This window comes from Desulfosarcina sp. (genome assembly GCF_046496365.1).
Lineage (GTDB): Bacteria > Desulfobacterota > Desulfobacteria > Desulfobacterales > Desulfosarcinaceae > Desulfosarcina.
In genome coordinates this window covers 1-17,970 of record NZ_JAWOHB010000110.1, presented here as the reverse complement: position 1 = coordinate 17,970, position 17,970 = coordinate 1, and the positions used below count along the sequence as shown (strand labels likewise).

The 17,970-nt window shown below is 56.7% G+C and carries 16 protein-coding genes; 5 read left to right on the top strand and 11 right to left on the bottom strand.

The window, feature by feature from the left end:
- The 8 genes from R6V78_RS09545 to gabT form a co-directional block, all read right to left on the bottom strand.
- On the bottom strand, nucleotides 1-320 hold a 320-nt coding region (locus tag R6V78_RS09545), incomplete at its 3' end, for a TRAP transporter small permease (RefSeq protein WP_410289124.1).
- A 61-nt stretch (nucleotides 321-381) separates the two neighbouring features.
- Nucleotides 382-1,377 (bottom strand): TRAP transporter substrate-binding protein, encoded by a 996-nt coding sequence (locus tag R6V78_RS09540; protein WP_410289123.1) that lies wholly within the window; start codon nucleotides 1,375-1,377, stop codon nucleotides 382-384.
- Between the two features lie 381 nt (nucleotides 1,378-1,758).
- Nucleotides 1,759-2,124: a translation initiation factor Sui1 gene (locus tag R6V78_RS09535; RefSeq protein WP_410289122.1), complete on the bottom strand. Its 366-nt coding sequence runs from the start codon at nucleotides 2,122-2,124 to the stop codon at nucleotides 1,759-1,761.
- 31 nt (nucleotides 2,125-2,155) lie between these two features.
- The gene (arfB, locus tag R6V78_RS09530) at nucleotides 2,156-2,569 is read right to left on the bottom strand and encodes an alternative ribosome rescue aminoacyl-tRNA hydrolase ArfB (protein WP_410289121.1); all 414 of its coding nucleotides are present in this window, start codon (nucleotides 2,567-2,569) and stop codon (nucleotides 2,156-2,158) included.
- Nucleotides 2,570-2,758: 189 nt separating this feature from the next.
- Nucleotides 2,759-3,829 carry a molybdopterin-binding protein gene (locus R6V78_RS09525; protein WP_410289120.1) on the bottom strand — a complete coding sequence of 357 codons (1,071 nt, stop codon included), beginning with the start codon at nucleotides 3,827-3,829 and terminating at the stop codon, nucleotides 2,759-2,761.
- A gap of 31 nt (nucleotides 3,830-3,860) precedes the next feature.
- Nucleotides 3,861-4,472: an FmdE family protein gene (locus tag R6V78_RS09520; protein WP_410289119.1), complete on the bottom strand. Its 612-nt coding sequence runs from the start codon at nucleotides 4,470-4,472 to the stop codon at nucleotides 3,861-3,863.
- Between the two features lie 218 nt (nucleotides 4,473-4,690).
- On the bottom strand, nucleotides 4,691-6,451 hold the full coding sequence (locus R6V78_RS09515) for an aldehyde ferredoxin oxidoreductase family protein (RefSeq protein ID WP_410289118.1): 1,761 nt from the start codon (nucleotides 6,449-6,451) through the stop codon (nucleotides 4,691-4,693).
- 100 nt (nucleotides 6,452-6,551) lie between these two features.
- A complete protein-coding gene (gene gabT / locus R6V78_RS09510) occupies nucleotides 6,552-7,859 on the bottom strand; it encodes a 4-aminobutyrate--2-oxoglutarate transaminase (RefSeq protein ID WP_410289117.1) in 1,308 nt (435 codons plus the stop codon).
- A gap of 272 nt (nucleotides 7,860-8,131) precedes the next feature.
- Here gabT and R6V78_RS09505 point away from each other — a divergent pair, with 272 nt between their 5' ends.
- From R6V78_RS09505 to R6V78_RS09485, 5 genes are all read left to right on the top strand, one after another.
- Complete coding sequence (locus R6V78_RS09505) at nucleotides 8,132-9,949, top strand: sigma 54-interacting transcriptional regulator (RefSeq protein ID WP_410289116.1); 1,818 nt, start codon at nucleotides 8,132-8,134, stop codon at nucleotides 9,947-9,949.
- A 413-nt stretch (nucleotides 9,950-10,362) separates the two neighbouring features.
- Nucleotides 10,363-10,965 carry a TetR/AcrR family transcriptional regulator gene (locus tag R6V78_RS09500; RefSeq protein WP_410289115.1) on the top strand — a complete coding sequence of 201 codons (603 nt, stop codon included), beginning with the start codon at nucleotides 10,363-10,365 and terminating at the stop codon, nucleotides 10,963-10,965.
- A 93-nt stretch (nucleotides 10,966-11,058) separates the two neighbouring features.
- Complete coding sequence (locus R6V78_RS09495) at nucleotides 11,059-14,235, top strand: putrescine aminotransferase (protein ID WP_410289114.1); 3,177 nt, start codon at nucleotides 11,059-11,061, stop codon at nucleotides 14,233-14,235.
- A gap of 76 nt (nucleotides 14,236-14,311) precedes the next feature.
- Nucleotides 14,312-14,857 (top strand): 4Fe-4S dicluster domain-containing protein, encoded by a 546-nt coding sequence (locus R6V78_RS09490; RefSeq protein ID WP_410289113.1) that lies wholly within the window; start codon nucleotides 14,312-14,314, stop codon nucleotides 14,855-14,857.
- A 28-nt stretch (nucleotides 14,858-14,885) separates the two neighbouring features.
- Nucleotides 14,886-15,326 carry a pyridoxamine 5'-phosphate oxidase family protein gene (locus R6V78_RS09485; protein WP_410289112.1) on the top strand — a complete coding sequence of 147 codons (441 nt, stop codon included), beginning with the start codon at nucleotides 14,886-14,888 and terminating at the stop codon, nucleotides 15,324-15,326.
- Nucleotides 15,327-15,558: 232 nt separating this feature from the next.
- On the opposite strand, the gene R6V78_RS09480 is transcribed toward R6V78_RS09485, so the two are convergent.
- From R6V78_RS09480 to R6V78_RS09470, 3 genes are all read right to left on the bottom strand, one after another.
- On the bottom strand, nucleotides 15,559-16,605 hold the full coding sequence (locus R6V78_RS09480) for a spermidine/putrescine ABC transporter substrate-binding protein (RefSeq protein WP_410289111.1): 1,047 nt from the start codon (nucleotides 16,603-16,605) through the stop codon (nucleotides 15,559-15,561).
- A 52-nt stretch (nucleotides 16,606-16,657) separates the two neighbouring features.
- Nucleotides 16,658-17,458, bottom strand: a complete 801-nt coding sequence (locus R6V78_RS09475) for an ABC transporter permease (RefSeq protein ID WP_410289110.1) — start codon at nucleotides 17,456-17,458, stop codon at nucleotides 16,658-16,660.
- Nucleotides 17,455-17,970 (bottom strand): ABC transporter permease (locus tag R6V78_RS09470; protein WP_410289109.1); only part of this gene is annotated, 516 nt, incomplete at its 5' end. The genes R6V78_RS09470 and R6V78_RS09475, both read right to left, overlap by 4 nt.

Here is a 17,970-nt window from a genome sequence, read left to right as displayed (position 1 = left end):
GAAATATTTCCGACGATTTTCGGGAAGATCTTGAATTGAAAGGTCACACGGTTGTGAGCGGCCAGCCGGGCGGCATAGGTTGCGCCCAGGAAAACGAACCACACAAAGGCCATACGTGAGAGTTCTTCGCCCCAGGGGATGGATGCCGGCAGCGAGTACGATTGAAGAATCGGGATATATTGAGAAAGAATGAGGGCTGCGCCGAAAACCAGCCGGAGCACAATTTGCAGAAAAAGCAGACACACAAAAAACACCAGCAGGATCTGGCAGACATAGCTTTCAAAATTGTCCAGAAACTTAAGCAGGGGTCTGGCTTTCATAAGCGGCTCCGAAATTGGGAAATAAATCTGCCCGGCATTTGCCGGGCAGATTTATTAAGGTTTATCGTCCAAGGGCTTTCAACACTTTATCAACTTCGGCCTTGCCGCCGACGGTGTCGTAAAACTTCGGCCACACCTTCTCCATGGCAATTTTTGACCACTCGGCTTCATCTTCGACTTCGTTGTATTTAACGCCCTTTGCAATCATGTTCTGTTTTGCTGCCTCAGACTTGGTGACGCTGAAGAGCAGATTATACTGCTGGGCCTCGATCCCCGCACGGGTGAACATAGCCTGATCCTCGGCGGGCAGGGACGTGAAAAATTTCTCCCCAACCACCAGGGGCTGAAGCGAAAACAGATAGTGAACTTCTGAAGTGTAGTTCTGAACTTCATAAAACTTCATGGAGAAGTTCGTGATGTGGGGGTTGTCCTGCCCATCAACTACTTTCTGCTGCAACGCCGTGAACGTTTCAGGCCATGCCATCGGAATCGGTTCGGCACCGAGCGCCTGCCAGGTGTCGATCATGATGGCGTTTTTGGGCACCCTGATTTTCAGGCCTTTGAGGTCGGCGAGATTGTGGATCGGTTTTTTCGAGTTGGTCAGGACGCGGAAATTGGAATAGGCCCAACCGAGCACATGAACACCGGCTTCTTCGATCAGGACGGCGCGCCACTTGTCGCCAAGCTCGCCGGTGGTCGCCTTGACGGCATCGTCAAAGCTTTGCATCAGATAGGGAAGCGTTAGAATGCCAACCGATTTTGCAAATGGTGTAATGTTGTTTACGGCGACAACGGCACCGTCAAGGGATCCCCTGCGGGAATCTTTTACCATTTTCTGCTCGTCACCGAGTTGTCCGGCGGGAAAAAGGTCAACCTTGTATTTCCCCGCACTGGTATGTTCGATAATTTCTTTAAAGCGGAGGGCCAAAACGCCCTGGTCTGAGTCGATGGGATCACCCAGACCGATTTTCAATGTTGTCTCTGCGAATGCAGATACTGGCAGCATCAACGCTGCCACCAGAAACACCAGTAGACTGAAAGAAGTAAATCGTTTCATACGCCCTCCTAAGTTAAAATTGGTAAATGATCTTCTGCCAAACAACGACACGCCATGCGGTTTAACAAAACACGGGTCCATAAAAAGATACGGCACATGAAGGATCGATCATGTGCCGCGGGTGAAAAACAGAATCTTACTTAAAGCATGATGATTTTTAGGATTAAACAGTGCAGGTATGTGTGCAGCCACGTTTATGTCCTTTGAAATAATCTATAATTTGTCCTGTTCGCGGGAGTTTGAATTTTTACAATTCTGGCTGAAAATATCTGAAAACCACTCGGATGTCAATTAAAATAGAATATATTTTATAAAATATTTTAGTATAAATGGTCGGAAATCGGCCCAGGGTGTGAGGATCTGGTTAAGGAGCAGTTGCGTTCATCCCCCCGACCGCCGGACCACATACCCCATGCCTTTGAGCTCGGCCAACAACACCTCCCGGTGATCCCCCTGGATTTCAATGCTGCCGGCCTTGACCGTGCCGCCGCTGCCGCATTTCTGCTTGAGGGTTTTGGCCACCCGCTTCAGTTCGCCGTCATCCAGGGAGATGCCGCTAACCACGGTTACGCCCTTGCCTTTGCGGCCTTTTGTGGATCGCCCGACCGTGACGATGCCATCCCCTGCATCCGGTACCGATGACTTACGGCAGGTGCAGCGGTCCAGATTCTTTTTACAGTCCGGGCAGGTTCGGCCGTGTTCGGTGGAGTATACCAGCCGGGAATTTTTGTTTTCGATCGGAGGCATTTCCGTCCTTTTCGAGAGAGTGAAAAAGGCTTTAGAAAGGAACCTTCTGCCTCAAGGTCTTCTGCTTTCCCCGCCTTGTCTTGCCGTCCATGCGCCGCCGCGCAGAGCCACGGGTGGGGCGGGTGGGTTTGCGCTTCCTGACCGGTACCAGGCTGCTGCGGATCAGGTGCGCCAGACGCATCAGCGCCGCGTCCCGATTTTTTTCCAGGCTGCGATATTCCTGGGCCTTGATCACAATCGCACCGCTTTTGGTAATACGCTGGTCCCGACACCCCAGCAATTTTGCCTTGACGGCTTCCGGTAAAGACGACGCACGGATGTCAAAGCGCAGATGTACGGCCGAGGACACTTTGTTGACGTTCTGCCCGCCGGGACCCTGGGAGCGAATGGGGGTCATTTCAATTTCGTTGTCCGGGATGGACACGTGGCTGGTTATGGATAGCATTGATTATCGGCCGTGAGATTTCCCCCAAAACCCAAAATTGTCCTTACGGCGCTGAGCGGCCATCGGGGATCCTGCTGGAAGTCCTAGATACCCGCCTGCAAATGCGCGGGTTTCAATGACAATGGCTTGTTACCAACCAGAGGAATTTAAAATTCTATTGCGCCGGAGCTGATAACGGTCGCGGCGCGCTTACCATCCGGTTTTACCCATGGGGCAGGCCGGATACCGGCAGACCGGGCAGTTCAGGCACAATCCGCCCACCGCAAAGCGGGCCAGATCACGTTCGTCGAGTATCTCGCCGGCCAGCAGCCGGGGCAGCACCAGATCGAAAACCGTAGTCTGATGGTAAAGCGCGCAGGCCGGAATGCCGACGATGGGCATCTCGCCCCGGTAGGCCAGCTGGAACATGGCTCCCGGGAGCACCGCTGCACCGTAGTACAACGCATCCACGCCGGCCATGCGGATGCCGTGGCGGGTCACGTCGTCCGGATCCACCGACATGCCGCCGGTGGTGATGATCATGTCCGTATCGGCGGCGGCAAACCGACCAATCGTGTCAGCGATGCGTTCGGGATCGTCGGGTAGAATCACGGTCTCCTGCAGGGATGCCCCGAAGGCGGCCAGTTTTTCCCTGACAACGGCTTCGAACCGGTCTTCGATCAGTCCATCGTAAACTTCGTTGCCGGTAATGGCCAAACGGACGTTTTTGCGATGGTAGGCCTTGACGCTGAACACGGGCCCCTGCGCCGTGGCCAGGGCCACGGCCCGGTCCAGCACCTGCCGCTCGATCACCAAAGGGATCGCCCGGGTGCCGGCCACGATCTGTCCCCGGGAAACCGGCAGGTTGTTGTGCAAGGCGGCACACATGACGTCGGGGATCAGGTTGAAATCCACCAGGGCCGGAACGTTGATCTTCAGCAAACCCGTGTAGGCGGCCTGAAGCTGCAGTTTGCCCTCGCTGGGCTCCCGACCGAAGGTGACGCCGGGGCCGGCTAGGGCCGCGGCCAGTTCCACCACCGCGTCGTCTTCGTGGACCTGGTCGGCGTTCAGGTCGAGGATGTACAGGTGCCGTTTGCCCAGCCGCATGAGCCGGCAGACATCCTGCTCCCGGACCTTATGGCCGCGTCGAAAGGAGGGTCCCTTGAACTCGCCCGGGCGAATCTCCGTGATGTCATGCGCCAGGCGCGTGCCCACGGCTGCTTCGACGTTGATCTTGGTCATGCCGCCATTGTACTGGCGGGTGTGGTGGGTCCGGCACATGGGCTATGTCCTTTTCTTCCAGCAGTCGGTATCAGGCGGTTTTCAGATCCCGGTTGACTCCCAGCGGCCGATAGTAAGTACCGTGGGCACAGGGGCGGCATAGCACCCGATCATGGACCAGTACTTCCTTCTTGTCCCGGACCATGGTCCCGCATCCGTCACAACGGATCTTGAAACAAGAGGGCCCCGGCATGTCGTGGACGGGTACATCCACTTGCACCCACGCCAGGGTAAAAAGAGCGCTGTCGGGCATGTTTCGATAACCATCGATCTGCCGCTGGCGGAGATCGGCCACACCGGGTGCGTAGACACGGGCCAGGTCCCGGGAAGACTCGGTGGAGACAATTCGGACGGCCGCGCCGCTCTCAAGGTTGACGAAGGTGGCCGCCATGATGCCGTTGTCCACAAATTTCAAGGAGCGCCGGCCCAGCTTGACGCCGGTGACATAGGCGATGGCGTCCGTGGCGCAGCGGTCGATCTCCACATAAACGATTAGTTTTTTGATCTGGGGCGGTTGGCCGGGGTTGTCCAGGCCGATCAGCCGGCAGCCCAGCATGGCCATGCGCACACCCACCACCTGTCCGGGGCACAGGTGACCATGGGCGCGGGCCGACCCTTCCAGCAGGGTTGCAAAATCATCCATGGTCTCATCGTCCGTTTGATTATGTTTGTCTTAACATAACCATGGATCAAAAACAAAGCACTTCTTGATTGCGGTCGATGGTCGAAGCGATCGCAACCCAGACACCACTATCGACCAAGTGAATTGCTGCGGCTATTGCCCCAGAATCAACCGATGGGGATCACACGTCTACGGGGGTATCAGCCTGTCGGCGTGGACATTCACAAGCGTTGTTTCCCTTAAGCGCTCGCATCCGGAAGTTGTCCCGTATGGAGCCACCCTCTCAAACGGTAGTAATCGTCAACCAGCTGTCTCAAATCCGCGGACGCGATCCGGCGCCCGTCGGGCAGGGCCTCGTTCAACAGCCGTCTGGGCAGCCAGTCGTCCGTTGCCCGCAGGCCTTCTCTCAAATTGAAGCGGCGGGCGCTGTCGGTAACACGGGCCGCCAGAGCCTGCAGGTCCGACTTCTGCAAGGTTTCACCGGTAGTCAGGGCGATCATGTTGCCCAACTCCTCCCAGGGGTACAGATCCCGGTAGAACCGGCAGACGATCAGGGTGTCGAAGAGGGTACAGCGGTCCTCAAAGTCGATAAACATGGCCACCTTGTCTTCAATCTGATCCGGATCGATGAGACCGCTCAACTCGGGTTTGTAAAAAGTGGTCCGCAGGTGGCAGGCGCCCCGGTCGGCAACGGCATAGGCCAGCCCCATGCCTTTGAGCACCCGGGGATCATAGCCCGAGGGTTCCAGTCCTTTGACATGGACGGCGATATCTTCCAGACCCAGCTCCTCGCTGGCCGGCCGGATCCCTTCGGCCAACAATCCGCCCACATCCTGCCGCAGAACGATTTTTTTAAGCAACGCGGCAATCTGATCGGGCTGGTTGTAGTCGATATCCAAATCGATTTTACCCCTTCGTCTGGCTTCGATGGCAAAAGCAGCCAGGTTTCCCGAGCTCATGGTATCCAGCCCCATGCGGTCGCACAGATCGTTTAGGTAAACGATCTCCTCGATCCGATCGATCATGCACAGCCCGCCGAAAGCATAAATGGTTTCATACTCCGGTCCTTCCAGGGTCAACCCCTGGTGGCGGCCCTGCTGGACGCGAACCGACTTGCCGCAGGCCAGAAAACAGGTCCGGCAGGCTTTGGGGGTGGGCTGGCAGTGCTGCCGGATACTCTCTGCATTGATGTTTTCGAATTGCCGCACCGAACCCTGAGACCAGTATCGGCTTGGAAACCCCCCGGCCTTGTTGAGGATGTCCACCATCATGGGTGTTCCGTTATTGCGGTAAGCCAGGGTGACGGGATGATTCTTGTAAAGGGCCAGTTTCTCCCTGGCATAGGCTTTGAGCCCTTGGGGATCGGCAAAGGGACGCTTCTGGCTGCCGTGAAAAACGACGGCCTTGATCTTTTTGGAGCCGAGTACCGCGCCCATCCCAGTTCGTCCGCATACCCGCCAACCGTCATTTTTGACGATGGCAAAGCGCACACAGTTTTCACCGGCCGGGCCGATCACCAGAATTCCCGGCGACTGGGCGACCACCCGCTTGCGTACGGCCGCCTCGGTCTCGAAGGTGTCCAGCCCCCACAGATCATCCGCCGCATGGAAAAAAACACCCTGGTCAGTGATCTCCAGCCACAATGGACGGTCCGAAGCACCCTTGATCAGAAAGGCATCGAAACCGGCCCGGCTCATGGCGATGGCCGCGCTTCCACCGGCATAGGATTCGCTGTAAAGGCCTGTCAGCGGCGACTTGGCGTACATGCCATGGCGGCACGATCCGTGAATGGGACTGTCTGTGGCCGGTCCCAACGCCAGCACCACATGGCTGTCGGGAGAAAAGGGGTCGACGCCGGCTGGATTTCGATCCAGCAATAGCTGCGTTCCCAATCCCTTGCCGCCCATACCCTCGCGCAGAAACGACTCGCTCAGCGTCTCCACCTGGCAGGATCGGTTGCCCACATCCACTGTAAGTGCCTGCTGAAAAAAACCATGCATCGTTTTTATCCTTATTCCGTGCGCAAAATATCAAAAATGACCGCATCCCTGAATTTGATAGTTTTCATTTGGTTTTATGTTTTGAGTGGCTATCCGGAAATCAAGTGCGTGCGGCTTCTTCAAGACTCTCTTCAAGGATGGACAGCCCCTTGTCCAGCTGTTCATCGGTGATGACCAGCGGCATCAGCGTGCGGATGACATTGCCGAAATTACCGCAGGAAAGCAGTACCAATCCCTTTTCAAAACAGCGGCTGACCAGCGCCTTGGCCTTGTCGCTGGCCGGCTTCTTGGATTCACGGTCCTCCACCAGTTCCATGGCCAGCATGGGGCCTTTGCCGCGCACGTCGCCGATGATCTCATACCGTTCCTGCATGGCGGTAAAGCGTGCCAGCAATGTTTCACCCAATACCACCGCCCGGTCCATTAGACCGTCTTCAAGCAGGATCTCCATGACAGCCAGCGCCGCCCGACAGGAGACGGGGTTGCCGCCGTAGGTACCGCCAAGTCCTCCCACGTGGGAGGCATTCATCATCTCGGCACGCCCAATCACCGCCGAAAGGGGCATGCCGCCGGCAAAGCTCTTGGCCATGGTGATGATATCAGGAGTCACCCCCCAATGGTCGATGGCAAAGAATTTTCCGGTACGTCCGGCACCGCTTTGCACCTCATCAAGGACCAGGGCGATGCCATGCTTCTCGCAGATGGCTTTTAGTTTCGGAAAATACTCTGGGGGCGGCGTAACGAATCCGCCCTCTCCCTGGATGGGTTCGGCAATCACGGCCGCCGTCTGTTCCGCAGCCACATGACTGATGAAAAATTCTTCGAGGTAGTCGGCACAAGCCGCCTCGCAGGCCGGATAGATCAATCCGAAGGGGCACCGGTAGCAGTAGGCAAAAGGCATGCGATAAACTTCCGGCGCATACGGCCCGTATCCGAACTTGTAAGGCTTGACCTTGCTGGTCAGGGTCATGGTCAAGAGCGTGCGGCCGTGAAAGGCGTTTTCAAAACAGATGACCGCCGGTCGTTTGGTGGCGTACCGCGCAACCTTGACTGCGTTTTCCACCGCTTCGGCGCCGCTGTTGGCAAACAGGGTCATTTTGGCGAAATTCCCCGGCGCCAGCTGGTTGAGCCGTTCGGCCAGTTCCACATAGGGTTCGTACATGGCCACGTGAAAACAGGTGTGGATGAATTTGCCGGCCTGGTCCTGGATGGCCGCCACCACCTTGGGATGGCAGTGCCCCACGTTGTTCACACCGATGCCGCCGGCGAAATCGATCAGTTCACGGCCGTCGACGTCCACCATGACCGCCCCGTGGGCTTGCTTGATAAAAGCGCTGGTGGTGTTGAAGGGTCCCTGGGGAACATGCTGATTGCGTTTTTCGAGCAGTTCATGGTTTCGGGTAGGCATATGGGCAACTCCTTTTTTAAAAGATGGATAAGGGGCGACTGCGTGGGTTGAAACATTGCCGGGTTATAAAGCAATTGCCGTACCATTGCCTTCAATGTCTCGAACGGGATTCCGCCTGGAGATCGAATGCAGTGGATATGATCGCCAAGCGGCGGCGTTTGTCAGTTATGCGTGACCCCGGGCAGCGCATCGCCCCTGCGATTCATATGGCGGCGGACCACCCAAAAATGCAGTATTGCATAAAGGCTTGTTTTGTGGTTATGCCAGGATACATGGACGCCCACGCTCGCAAGATGAACCTGCCAACCTCCCAAATGAATGCCCCGCTGTTTTCGAACCGAGGCGATGACAGGGTTGCCCGCGACTGGCGCTTATTTTCCAAAGCCCTGCTCAACGCTTCCGGAAACGCGATTTTCGTTCTGGACCCATCGGGGACGGTGGTCATATCCAACCACCAGGTGCAAAAAGCCATGGGTCTTTTCCCCGGCAGCCTGCTGCCCAACACGCTGCCGGATTTCTGGCCGCACGTGGAACAGGTGCTTCAAAATCGCAGCGATTTTCGCGGGTTGCCGCTCCAGGCCGGTGAAATTTCCTACCTGGCGCGTTTAGCGCCCATGATCTTCCGGGACACCCTCATCGGTGTGCTTTGTGTGCTGGAGGATCGTACTGAACTGGAAAAAACCACCCGCAAGATGCTCTCGTATCAGGAGTTGAGCCAGGAACTGGACGCCATCATCTCATCGAGTGATGACGGCCTGTTCATCTGCGACGGCAGCGGAACCATCCTGCGCATCAATGCCGCCTCCGAACGGCTCAATAGGCTGCGTGCCGCGGATATCATCGGCCGCAAGATTCACGAACTGGTCGATGAAGGGTTTATCGATACCTCGGTGACGCTCAAGGTGATGAAAAGCCGCCGGCGGGAAAACATCCTGCAGCAGACCCGCTCGGGCCGGAAACTGATGCTGACCGGCAATCCGGTCTTCAATCCGGCCGGAGAACTGATACGGGTGGTGGTCAACGAGCGCGACATCACCGAAATCGATGCCCTGAGGGATGAACTCGAAGCGCAATTGGCCAAAAACGACCAGATTCAGCTGCGCATGCAGGAGATGCAGATCGCCGAACGCGAGTCGGGTCAGATCATCGCCAGAAGTGCCGGTATGGTCCAGAGCCTGCGCCAGGCACGCAAGGTCAGCCAGGTGGATTCGACGGTCTTGATTCTCGGGGAATCCGGAACCGGCAAGGGGGTGATTGCCAACCTGATCCACAACTATTCGGCAAGGTCCCGAAACCCCATGATCCACGTCAATTGCGGCGCGATCCCGGAAACCCTGGTAGAAAGCGAATTGTTCGGCTACGAAAAGGGCGCCTTTACCGGAGCGGCGCCAAAAGGCAAACCCGGCTATTTTGAACTGGCCGACAAGGGCATCCTCTTTCTGGACGAAATCGCGGAGTTGCCCATCACTTCCCAGGTCAAACTGCTGCGGTTTCTGGAAGACGGCCAGGTGACGCGTGTCGGCGGAACCACTGCCAAACGACTGGACGTCCGGATCATCTGCGCCACCCATCGACCGCTGGAAAAAATGGTCGAGCAGGGGCAGTTTCGGCTGGATCTTTTTTATCGGCTGAACGTCATCCCCATATCCGTCCCTCCCCTTCGGGAGCGTGAGGCCTGCAAACTTCCCCTCATTCAGCATTATATCCACCATTTTGCCACCAAATTGAAAGGATGCCAACCGCCGCGGATCAGCCGTCGGGCCATGGATGCCTTGCTGGCCTATCGCTATCCGGGCAATGTGCGGGAACTGATGAACATCTGTGAACGGCTGGCGGTCATGTCGGAATCCCCGCGAATCGATGTCGAGGATCTGCCGACGGCGATCACAGCCCACCTGACTCCGCAGATGGCCTGCGGCATTGATATGCTCGAAGACGGTGACACCCTTCCCCAGGTGATGGCCGCTGCAGAACGGCGCATTTTAGCTCACGCCCTTGAAAAATATGGTACCCAGGCCAAAGCAGCTGAAGCCCTTGGCATCCATCAATCCACAATTGCAAGGAAACTGAAGCGTTTCCAGTCGGGATAGCGGTTTTGAAGCCCCCCGGAGTTTTCAGAAAGCCTCATTTTTAATGCAAAACTGCATATTATTATGCCGTATGTCATTATCCAAGCCGACCAACGGCGCCGCCGGGTTTGGCCATGCATCCAATCAACCATGGCTTTCCAATGGCAGTGAGCCTGGATAGGGATTGGTCCATGCATAGCTGCTGCAACCTTAACAGGCGATGGTGGCGCCAGACGCGACTTGCCCCTGCGCTCTGGGAATGCTGCGAGGCGCCGGAAGCCCTTTCGCTGCTGTCCGAGCTTAATATTTTCCTTGCCAAGCGTGTTTTAATTGAATATGCAGTTAATTTTCAATAAGTGGCACCCTATGGGCCTAAAACACTGCCAATGGATGTAACCGCATTCTCCAACCCAGCATTGTAGATCGAATCGGGCATGAGGAAGAATAAAAGCGCGGCGCTCAGAAAACCGGATATCCTCGAGAGCTACTATCAAGTGCTCATCCAAGAGGGACTCGAAGGCACCTCTATCAGTAAAATTGCCAGCAGGATCGGTATTCATCCCAGCCTGATCATCCACTACTTCAAGAACAAAGAAAATATGAAGCTTGATCTCGTTGATCTGCTGATTGAAAAGTATCAATCTCCTGCAATGCTCAATTTCGACCACATTGAGGATGATGAAGAACACTTCAATGCGATCATCAGTGTGCTTTTCTCATTTAAATGGAGTCGAACCGTGGATCCGAGCGTGCATTTCGGGTTTTATTATCTGAGTTTAAGAAATGAGAAGATATTAGAGCGCTTCAGGGTCATGTTCAAATGGCTGCGGGACTACCTGTGCAAAAAGATAGTCTATTTCAACGATAAGGGTATCATCAAGGTGAAAGACGCGGTTAAGGCTGCCGATTTTATGGTTACCCTGATGGAAGGGTTGGAATTTCACTCCCAGTTTTTAGCCGACGGGAAGCATTTCGACGATTTTGCTCAATCTGCCCGCAAGACCGTGGTCAGCGCATTGAAAAACGGCGAATTTTAAACCACATGCAGTTTCAAAAGCACAGAAGAAAACCAGGCGCCAGCGGCCGCTGCCTGAATCCGCGGGTGGAGCATTCCAAAGAAGGAGCATCGAATGCGTGACTATGACGAGCATTTCAAAAGCGACTACCAGGGAAGAGACATTCAGTCGGCCTATGCCGAGGCCCGCAAGATGGTGGACATCATCCTGACCCCGCCGGACCGGACTCCCCTCGAGGTCCGGCAGGACATTGCACGAAAAACAGTGCGCAATTTCAGGGATCACATCAACAAGGGTTTTCTGGAATACCGCAAATCGGTTACCGAGTCCGGCAATTTCGCCTATACGGAATGGACCGGTCAGGGGTCGGTGCTGGTGGATGCGCTGGGACGCGAATTTCTGGACATCCTTGGCGGCTTCGGCCTCTATTCTTATGGTATCCGCCACCCTAAAATCGTCGCCGCGGTCAAAGCCCAGCTGGATCGTTCACCCCAGTACAGCCAGGAGCTGCTGGACCCTCTGCGGGCCGAGCTGGGGCATGTGCTGGCGCTGCTCACCCCCGGGAAGATTCAATACGGTTTTTTCGCCAACTCCGGCACCGAAGCGGTTGAAGGGGCCATGAAACTGGCCAAGCTGTACACCGGCAAAAAAGGGTTCATCGCCATGCTCAAGGGGTTTCATGGCAAAACCCTGGGAAGCCTGTCACTCATCGGCAAAAAGGTCTTCCGCAAACCGTTGCTGCCCCTGCTGGACGGCGTTCAGCATGTGCCCTTCGGAGATGCCGATGCGGTGGAACGGCTGCTGTCCGCCGCCAAGGCCGTGGGCCAGGACATCGCCGCCGTCGTAGCCGAACCGGTCCAGGGCGAGGCCGGCGCCATCGTGCCATCGGATGATTTCTGGCCCCGTTTACGTGAAGTATGCAACCATTATGGTGTACTGCTGATCGCCGATGAAGTACAGACCGGATTCGGTCGCACCGGAAGAATCTTCGGCGTCGACCACTGGGACGTGACCCCGGACATCATGTGTTTCGGCAAGGCATTGGGCGGCGGGGTCGTACCCATGAGCGCATTTTTCTCCACACCCGAAATCTGGACGTGTCTGGAACCCAACCCCTTCATGCACACCACCACCACCGGCGGCAATCCGCTGGCCTGTGCGTCCGCACTGGCAGCCATCACGGTGCTGATCGAAGAGGATCTGGCGGGCCAGGCCAAATCCAAGGGCGAGTATGTTCTCAAGCAACTCGACATGCTCAAGGAGCGATATCCAGGCGTGCTGGCCAAAGCACGTGGACTGGGGCTGTTGCTGGGAATGGAATTCCCAACGGACGGCATCGGCTACAAAGTCGCCTCCGGACTCTTCTCTAGAGGCGTGCTGACCGCCGGAACGCTCACCAACGCGAAAAACATCCGCTTCGAACCGGCCCTGACCATCCCTCAGGATACCCTCGACGAAGTACTCAACCGCCTCGAGGATGTGTTTAAATCCATCGATCTTCCCAAGCGAAAAAAAATCAGCCACCTTTACGCCGGTCGTGTATTGCACGTTGACCTGACCGCAGGCAAGGTCAGCGCGGAGCCGCTCAACGACCAGTGGGTCAAAAAGTATATCGGCGGTTGGGGATTGGGGGCCAAATACTACACCGAATCCGTCGCCCCCACGGTCGATCCGTTATCCGCTGACAACACCATTGTCGTGATGACCGGCCCCATGGCCGGGACACTGGCCCCCACCGGATCTCGAACCTGCGTGGTTTCCAAATCCCCCCACACGGGAACCATCTTTGAATCCAACATTGGCGGCGCATTCGGTCCGGAACTTAAATTTGCCGGTTACGACGGCATTGTCATCAGCGGACAGGCCGATGGGCCGGTTTGGTTGAGAATCGAAGACGATGACATCTTGATTGAGGATGCGGAGCACCTTTGGGGCAAGGGTATTTTTGAAACCGAGCGGGTCCTGGAACGGACGGTGGGCTACGGCATGAAAAGTCTATCCATCGGGCCGGCCGGCGAAAACCGAGTTCCCTTCGCCTGCGTCGGGTCGGAGTCTTACCGGCAGATGGGCCGGGGCGGTGTCGGCGCCCTCTTCGGCGCCAAAAACCTCAAGGCCATCGCCGTCAGAGGCACCGGGGGTGTCCAGGTGGCGGAAATCGGCCTGTTCTGGGGCAAAGTGTCCGACCATCTGGCAGGCAACCTGATGACCATCGACAACCAGTGGGCCAAGGACCAGGGCACACCCATGCTGGTGGATGTGACCAACGAGATGGGTATCCACCCCACACGCAACTTCACCATGGGCGTAAACCCCAACCACCGCAAACTGAACGCGGATGCCATGGCGGACATCCGCATCGGCAACCGGGCCTGCGCCACCTGTCCATTGGGTTGCGGCAATTTCACGTCTGTCAACGGCGTCCAGGTGGAAGGCCCTGAGTATGAAACCCTGTGCCTGGGTGGTTCCAACTGCGAGATCAACAACCTTGAGCAGGTGATGCGCTTCAATCGCACCTGCGATGACCTGGGGCTGGACACCATGTCCACGGGCAACGTGATCGGCCTGGCCATGGGATTGACTGAATCCGGCGCCGCGCAGTTGGGACTTGTTTTCGGGAATACGGAATCCTATCTGCAGGTTCTGGATGAAATTGCCAACCTATCCACACCGCGCGGCCGCGATATGGCCATGGGTGCCGCCCGCCTTGCCGACAAATACGGCCAGCCCGACCAGGCGGCCCACTCCAAAGGGTTGGAAATGCCGGCTTATGATCCACGGGGCAATTACGGCATGGGTCTGGCTTATGCCACCAGCGAGCGGGGCGCCTGCCATCTGCGGGCCTTTCCCCTGTTTGCCGACGATCCTTTCAAGGTGAAGGAACTGGCCAGAGCGGTCGTCGACATGCAAAACGCCAACGGAGCCAAATGGTCCATGTGCTTCTGCGATTTCTGGGGATCGGTGGACACCACCATCATGGCCGATCTGCTGACCGCCGGTCTGGGCCGCCAGGTGTCGGCCAAAGATCTGGACAGGGCCGGCGAGCGCGTCTGGAACCTGGTGCGCATGTTCAATCTGGCGGCCGGATTTACAGCTGCCGATGACACTCTTTCCGAAAAAATCACCCAAAGGGTCCTTGAAAACGGCCCCCACGAGGGGCGCAGCCTCAGTCCAGAAATCCTGGAAGAACTCAAAGGGTTCTACTATCGCCAGCGGGGATGGGATGAAGCCGGGCGGCCGAAGGCGGCCAAGTTGCGTGAACTAGGCCTGGCCGATCTGATTGAAACGGTTTGAACCGAATTCTGTATTGAACCCGACCGGTGCAGCCCTGAATCAAAACGGCCGACCGCCGGAAGTTTGGAGGAGACCCATGGAAAAACACCTGCTGGCCATTCCCAACCGTTGTACCGGTTGCAACCGATGCGTGTATGCCTGCTCAGCGGTCAAGGAAGGGATGTTCATGCCCTCCAGGGCCCGGATCCATGTCAACAATCTACCCCACGAAGGCTATTCGGTCCCCAGCGTCTGCTTTCAATGCCCCAAGGCGTCATGCATGGAGGCTTGCCCCACCGGAGCCATCTTCAGAAGCGAACGCGGTGTGGTGGTGGTGGATGCCAAAAAGTGCGACGGATGCGGTAATTGCGTGTCCGCTTGTCCCTATGGCATGATCGAGCAGTACGCATCCGGCACCGCCTATAAGTGCGACCTGTGCGGCGGTGCGCCGGCCTGTGTGGCCGAGTGCCACTATGGCGCACTGGTATTCAAGGAACCCGACAGAACCTCCCTCAAATGCCGCAAGGCCCAGATGAAACAGCGCAGTGACTTGGATGACCCGCAGGAAAAACGCCGGTCACTGGCCCTTGCCGTGTTGAAAGGCGCCGAGCGGGTGCCCCGATCCCCCGGTTATATGGGCTGAATGTGGAAAAAAGGAGCGCGTCTACGAAGTGAGAAAAGAACAGCTCGAAGCCATTATCCGCAAGGCCACGGTCTGCCGTCTGGGCATGCTCGACGGTGACAGCCCCTACATTGTTCCCCTGTGCTTCGGATACCGAAACGACACACTCTATTTTCATGGTTCACCGAAAAGCCGCAAGCTCGACCTGATCCGAGCGCATCCACGGGTCTGTTTCGAATTCGACATTCTGACCGAACCCCTGCCGGCTCAAGATCCGTGCAAATGGAACATGCGCTACCAGAGCGTCGTGGGATTCGGTCAGGCATCCGTGGTTGAAGCGATCGAAAACAAGCGCACGGCCCTGGAAATAATCGCTAGGCAATATGCCGGCGCACCCGTTGAAGTCCCCGAAAAAAAGATCGCCATGACGGCGGTATTCAAGGTCACCATCGAGAAAATGACCGGCAGATCGTCCGGTTTGGACACGTAAGCGCAATCAGCGGATTTCTGGTGTCAGTGGTTTGGAAGGAATCCATAGCGTGGATGGAGGCGGGAATATGCGCCTGATGCCGTTTTCCCGGGTAAGGGCCTTGAGCGCCGAAAACGAGGCAACAGAAAAAAACACCTGACTGGCCAGACGCTTCGGAGCCAACCAATCAGGTATTTATTTTCGATTCCCATCGCCGGCGGGACGCTTTCCCCGCCATTTTATCAGCTGCGGATCAGTGGGACTTGGCGCGCGTCCAGGCCTCGTCCATGATCCGGTTGTCCTTGCCCAGGTCCTTGGTGAAATGCAGCTTCTGCATGATCGCAGGTGTCGGGTAAATTCCCGGATTTTTCAGGTCCTCAGGTGTGATAAAGGGTTCGGCAGCCCCATTGGGGGTCGCATACTGATTGTAGTTGGAAAGCTCCGCACCGACCTCGGGCTCCAGCAGCCAGTTGATCCACTTGTGGGCGGCGTCCGGGTTGGGCGCCTTGCTGGGGATGCACATGGAATCATACCAGATTTCACTGCCCTCCTTGGGGATGATGAAACCCAGCCTGTCCGGCTCCTCGGTCACCGACTGGATGGCATCGCCGTTATAAACAATGGCCGCCACCGCCGTTCCGGCGACCACATCGTTCTTGCCGCCCACACCCGGCTTGAAACCCATGCAGTTTTTGGTCCGCTTGGTGGCCACCAGCAGGTCTGCAGCGGCTTTGAGATCCGCAGGGTTGGTGCTGTTGAAATCCTTGCCCTGGTAGACCAGGGCGATGCCCATCATCTCACGCACGGAATCGATCAGCCAGAAGGCGCCGACTTGTTTATCGGCATCGAACAGCACCGACCAGCTCTGGGCCGCAGCATCGCTGACCTTGTCTTTGCGGTACATCAACCCCACGGTCCCCCATTGGTAAGCGACAGAATACTTGTTGCCCGGGTCATAGCTGGCTTCCCGGAACAGGGGTTTTAGGTTTTTCAGGTTGGGAAGCTTGGCATGATCCAGGGGTTGGATCAGCTGCTGATTGATCAACACGGGCATGATGTAATCCGAAGGAACGATGATGTCATATTGGCTGGCGCCGCCGGCCTGCAGTTTGGCGACCATCTCCTCGTTGTTCTCGTAAATGTCCAGCCGGACCTTGATGCCGAACTTCTCCTCGAAGTCAGCAGGCATCTTCTCTTCATCCATATACTCCGACCACGTGTAAATCCTCAGTTCCTCGGCACTGGCGGCCATCCCGCCCAAAAGAACCAATACCAAAACGAGCAGACCGATTTTACGCATCTTTTTCTCCTTTTCAGTGAGGTTGGAGGTATGTATACACTGGTACCATGGGTTACTTTTTTTCCTGATGGCGCGTCAGCCGTTCGGTCAGAACGACCAGCACAACCGTGACCAGCATGATCAGGGTCGACAGGGCATGGATCTGGGGGGTTACCCCCCTTCGTACGGCTGCAAATATGAACAGCGGCAAGGTTTGCGACTGAGGACCGGCAGTAAAAAAACTGATTACGAAATCATCCAGGGAAAGGGTGAAGGCCAGCATGGCGCCGGCGATAATACCCGGCATCAGCAGCGGCAGCATCACCTTGCGAAGCAGGTACCAATTCGTGGCGAACAGATCCCGGGCCGCTTCCTGGACCTCCCGACCGATGGCCACCAACCGGCTGCGCACCACCAGGGCCACGAACGCGATCTGGAAGGTGATGTGACCGACGATCATGTTCAGCAGGCCGGGCTCAAACATGGATGACAGCAGCCGCAACAGGCCGAAAGCCACCACCAGGGATGCAGCCAGAATGATATCCGGGATGACCACGGGAATATGCAGGATGACATCCAGGAAGTTGCTCGTTCGGGGACGCCAGGGGAAACGATCCATGGCGATGGCCAGGATCGTGCCGAGGATCGTGGCCACGACGGTTGAGATAACCGCCAGCAGCAGGGTATTCCAGGCGGCTTCGAGAATCCAGTCATTTTCGAAGAGCTTCAGATACCAATCCAAGGTGAACCCCTTCCAGACCAGGCCTCGACGGGCGGAATTAACCGAGAATATGGCCACGCCCGCCAGCGGCAGGTAGAGAAAAGCCATGGTCAGATAGGAGATCGCGATGATCAGCGGATGATTGCGCCTCATATGTATTCGATAGCCTTGCCCTTACGCCGGTATATCTGCAGGCCGATCATGGTCAGCAGCATCAACCCCATGCTGATCGCCGCCCCGAACGGCCAGTCGCGGCTGGTTCCGAACTGCTGCTGAATAAGATTGCCCACCAGCATGTATTTGGCCCCTCCCAGCAGATCGGGCACGACGAACATGCCCATGGCGGGAACGAAGGTCAAAATGATCCCCACCGACAGGCCCGGCATGGTCTGGGGCAAAATGGCCTGGGTAAAGACCCGGATCCGCGATGCATACAGGTCCTGGGCCGCCTCCACGAGCGACCAGTCCAGGCGCTCGACGCTGGCATAGAGGGGCAGGGTGACAAAGGGCAGAAACATGGACACCATCCCCAGATAGACCGCAAAGGCGTTGGGGTACAGGGGTGCTCCGTCCGGGATAAATCCCAATACCGCCGCCAGTCGTGCAATGGGCATCTCCGGTGACAAAATCAGGAACCACGCATAGGCCCGGATGACCATGTTGGT

Excerpts from the sequence above, each read along its gene's own strand:
- R6V78_RS09540 (WP_410289123.1), bottom strand. The coding sequence starts at position 1,377 with ATGAAACGATTTACTTCTTTCAGTCTACTGGTGTTTCTGGTGGCAGCG.
- R6V78_RS09535 (WP_410289122.1), bottom strand. The coding sequence starts at position 2,124 with ATGCCTCCGATCGAAAACAAAAATTCCCGGCTGGTATACTCCACCGAA.
- arfB (WP_410289121.1), bottom strand. The coding sequence starts at position 2,569 with ATGCTATCCATAACCAGCCACGTGTCCATCCCGGACAACGAAATTGAA.
- R6V78_RS09525 (WP_410289120.1), bottom strand. The coding sequence starts at position 3,829 with ATGTGCCGGACCCACCACACCCGCCAGTACAATGGCGGCATGACCAAG.
- R6V78_RS09520 (WP_410289119.1), bottom strand. The coding sequence starts at position 4,472 with ATGGATGATTTTGCAACCCTGCTGGAAGGGTCGGCCCGCGCCCATGGT.
- R6V78_RS09515 (WP_410289118.1), bottom strand. The coding sequence starts at position 6,451 with ATGCATGGTTTTTTTCAGCAGGCACTTACAGTGGATGTGGGCAACCGA.
- gabT (WP_410289117.1), bottom strand. The coding sequence starts at position 7,859 with ATGCCTACCCGAAACCATGAACTGCTCGAAAAACGCAATCAGCATGTT.
- R6V78_RS09505 (WP_410289116.1), top strand. The coding sequence starts at position 8,132 with ATGGACGCCCACGCTCGCAAGATGAACCTGCCAACCTCCCAAATGAAT.
- R6V78_RS09500 (WP_410289115.1), top strand. The coding sequence starts at position 10,363 with ATGAGGAAGAATAAAAGCGCGGCGCTCAGAAAACCGGATATCCTCGAG.
- R6V78_RS09495 (WP_410289114.1), top strand. The coding sequence starts at position 11,059 with ATGCGTGACTATGACGAGCATTTCAAAAGCGACTACCAGGGAAGAGAC.
- R6V78_RS09490 (WP_410289113.1), top strand. The coding sequence starts at position 14,312 with ATGGAAAAACACCTGCTGGCCATTCCCAACCGTTGTACCGGTTGCAAC.
- R6V78_RS09480 (WP_410289111.1), bottom strand. The coding sequence starts at position 16,605 with ATGCGTAAAATCGGTCTGCTCGTTTTGGTATTGGTTCTTTTGGGCGGG.
- R6V78_RS09475 (WP_410289110.1), bottom strand. The coding sequence starts at position 17,458 with ATGAGGCGCAATCATCCGCTGATCATCGCGATCTCCTATCTGACCATG.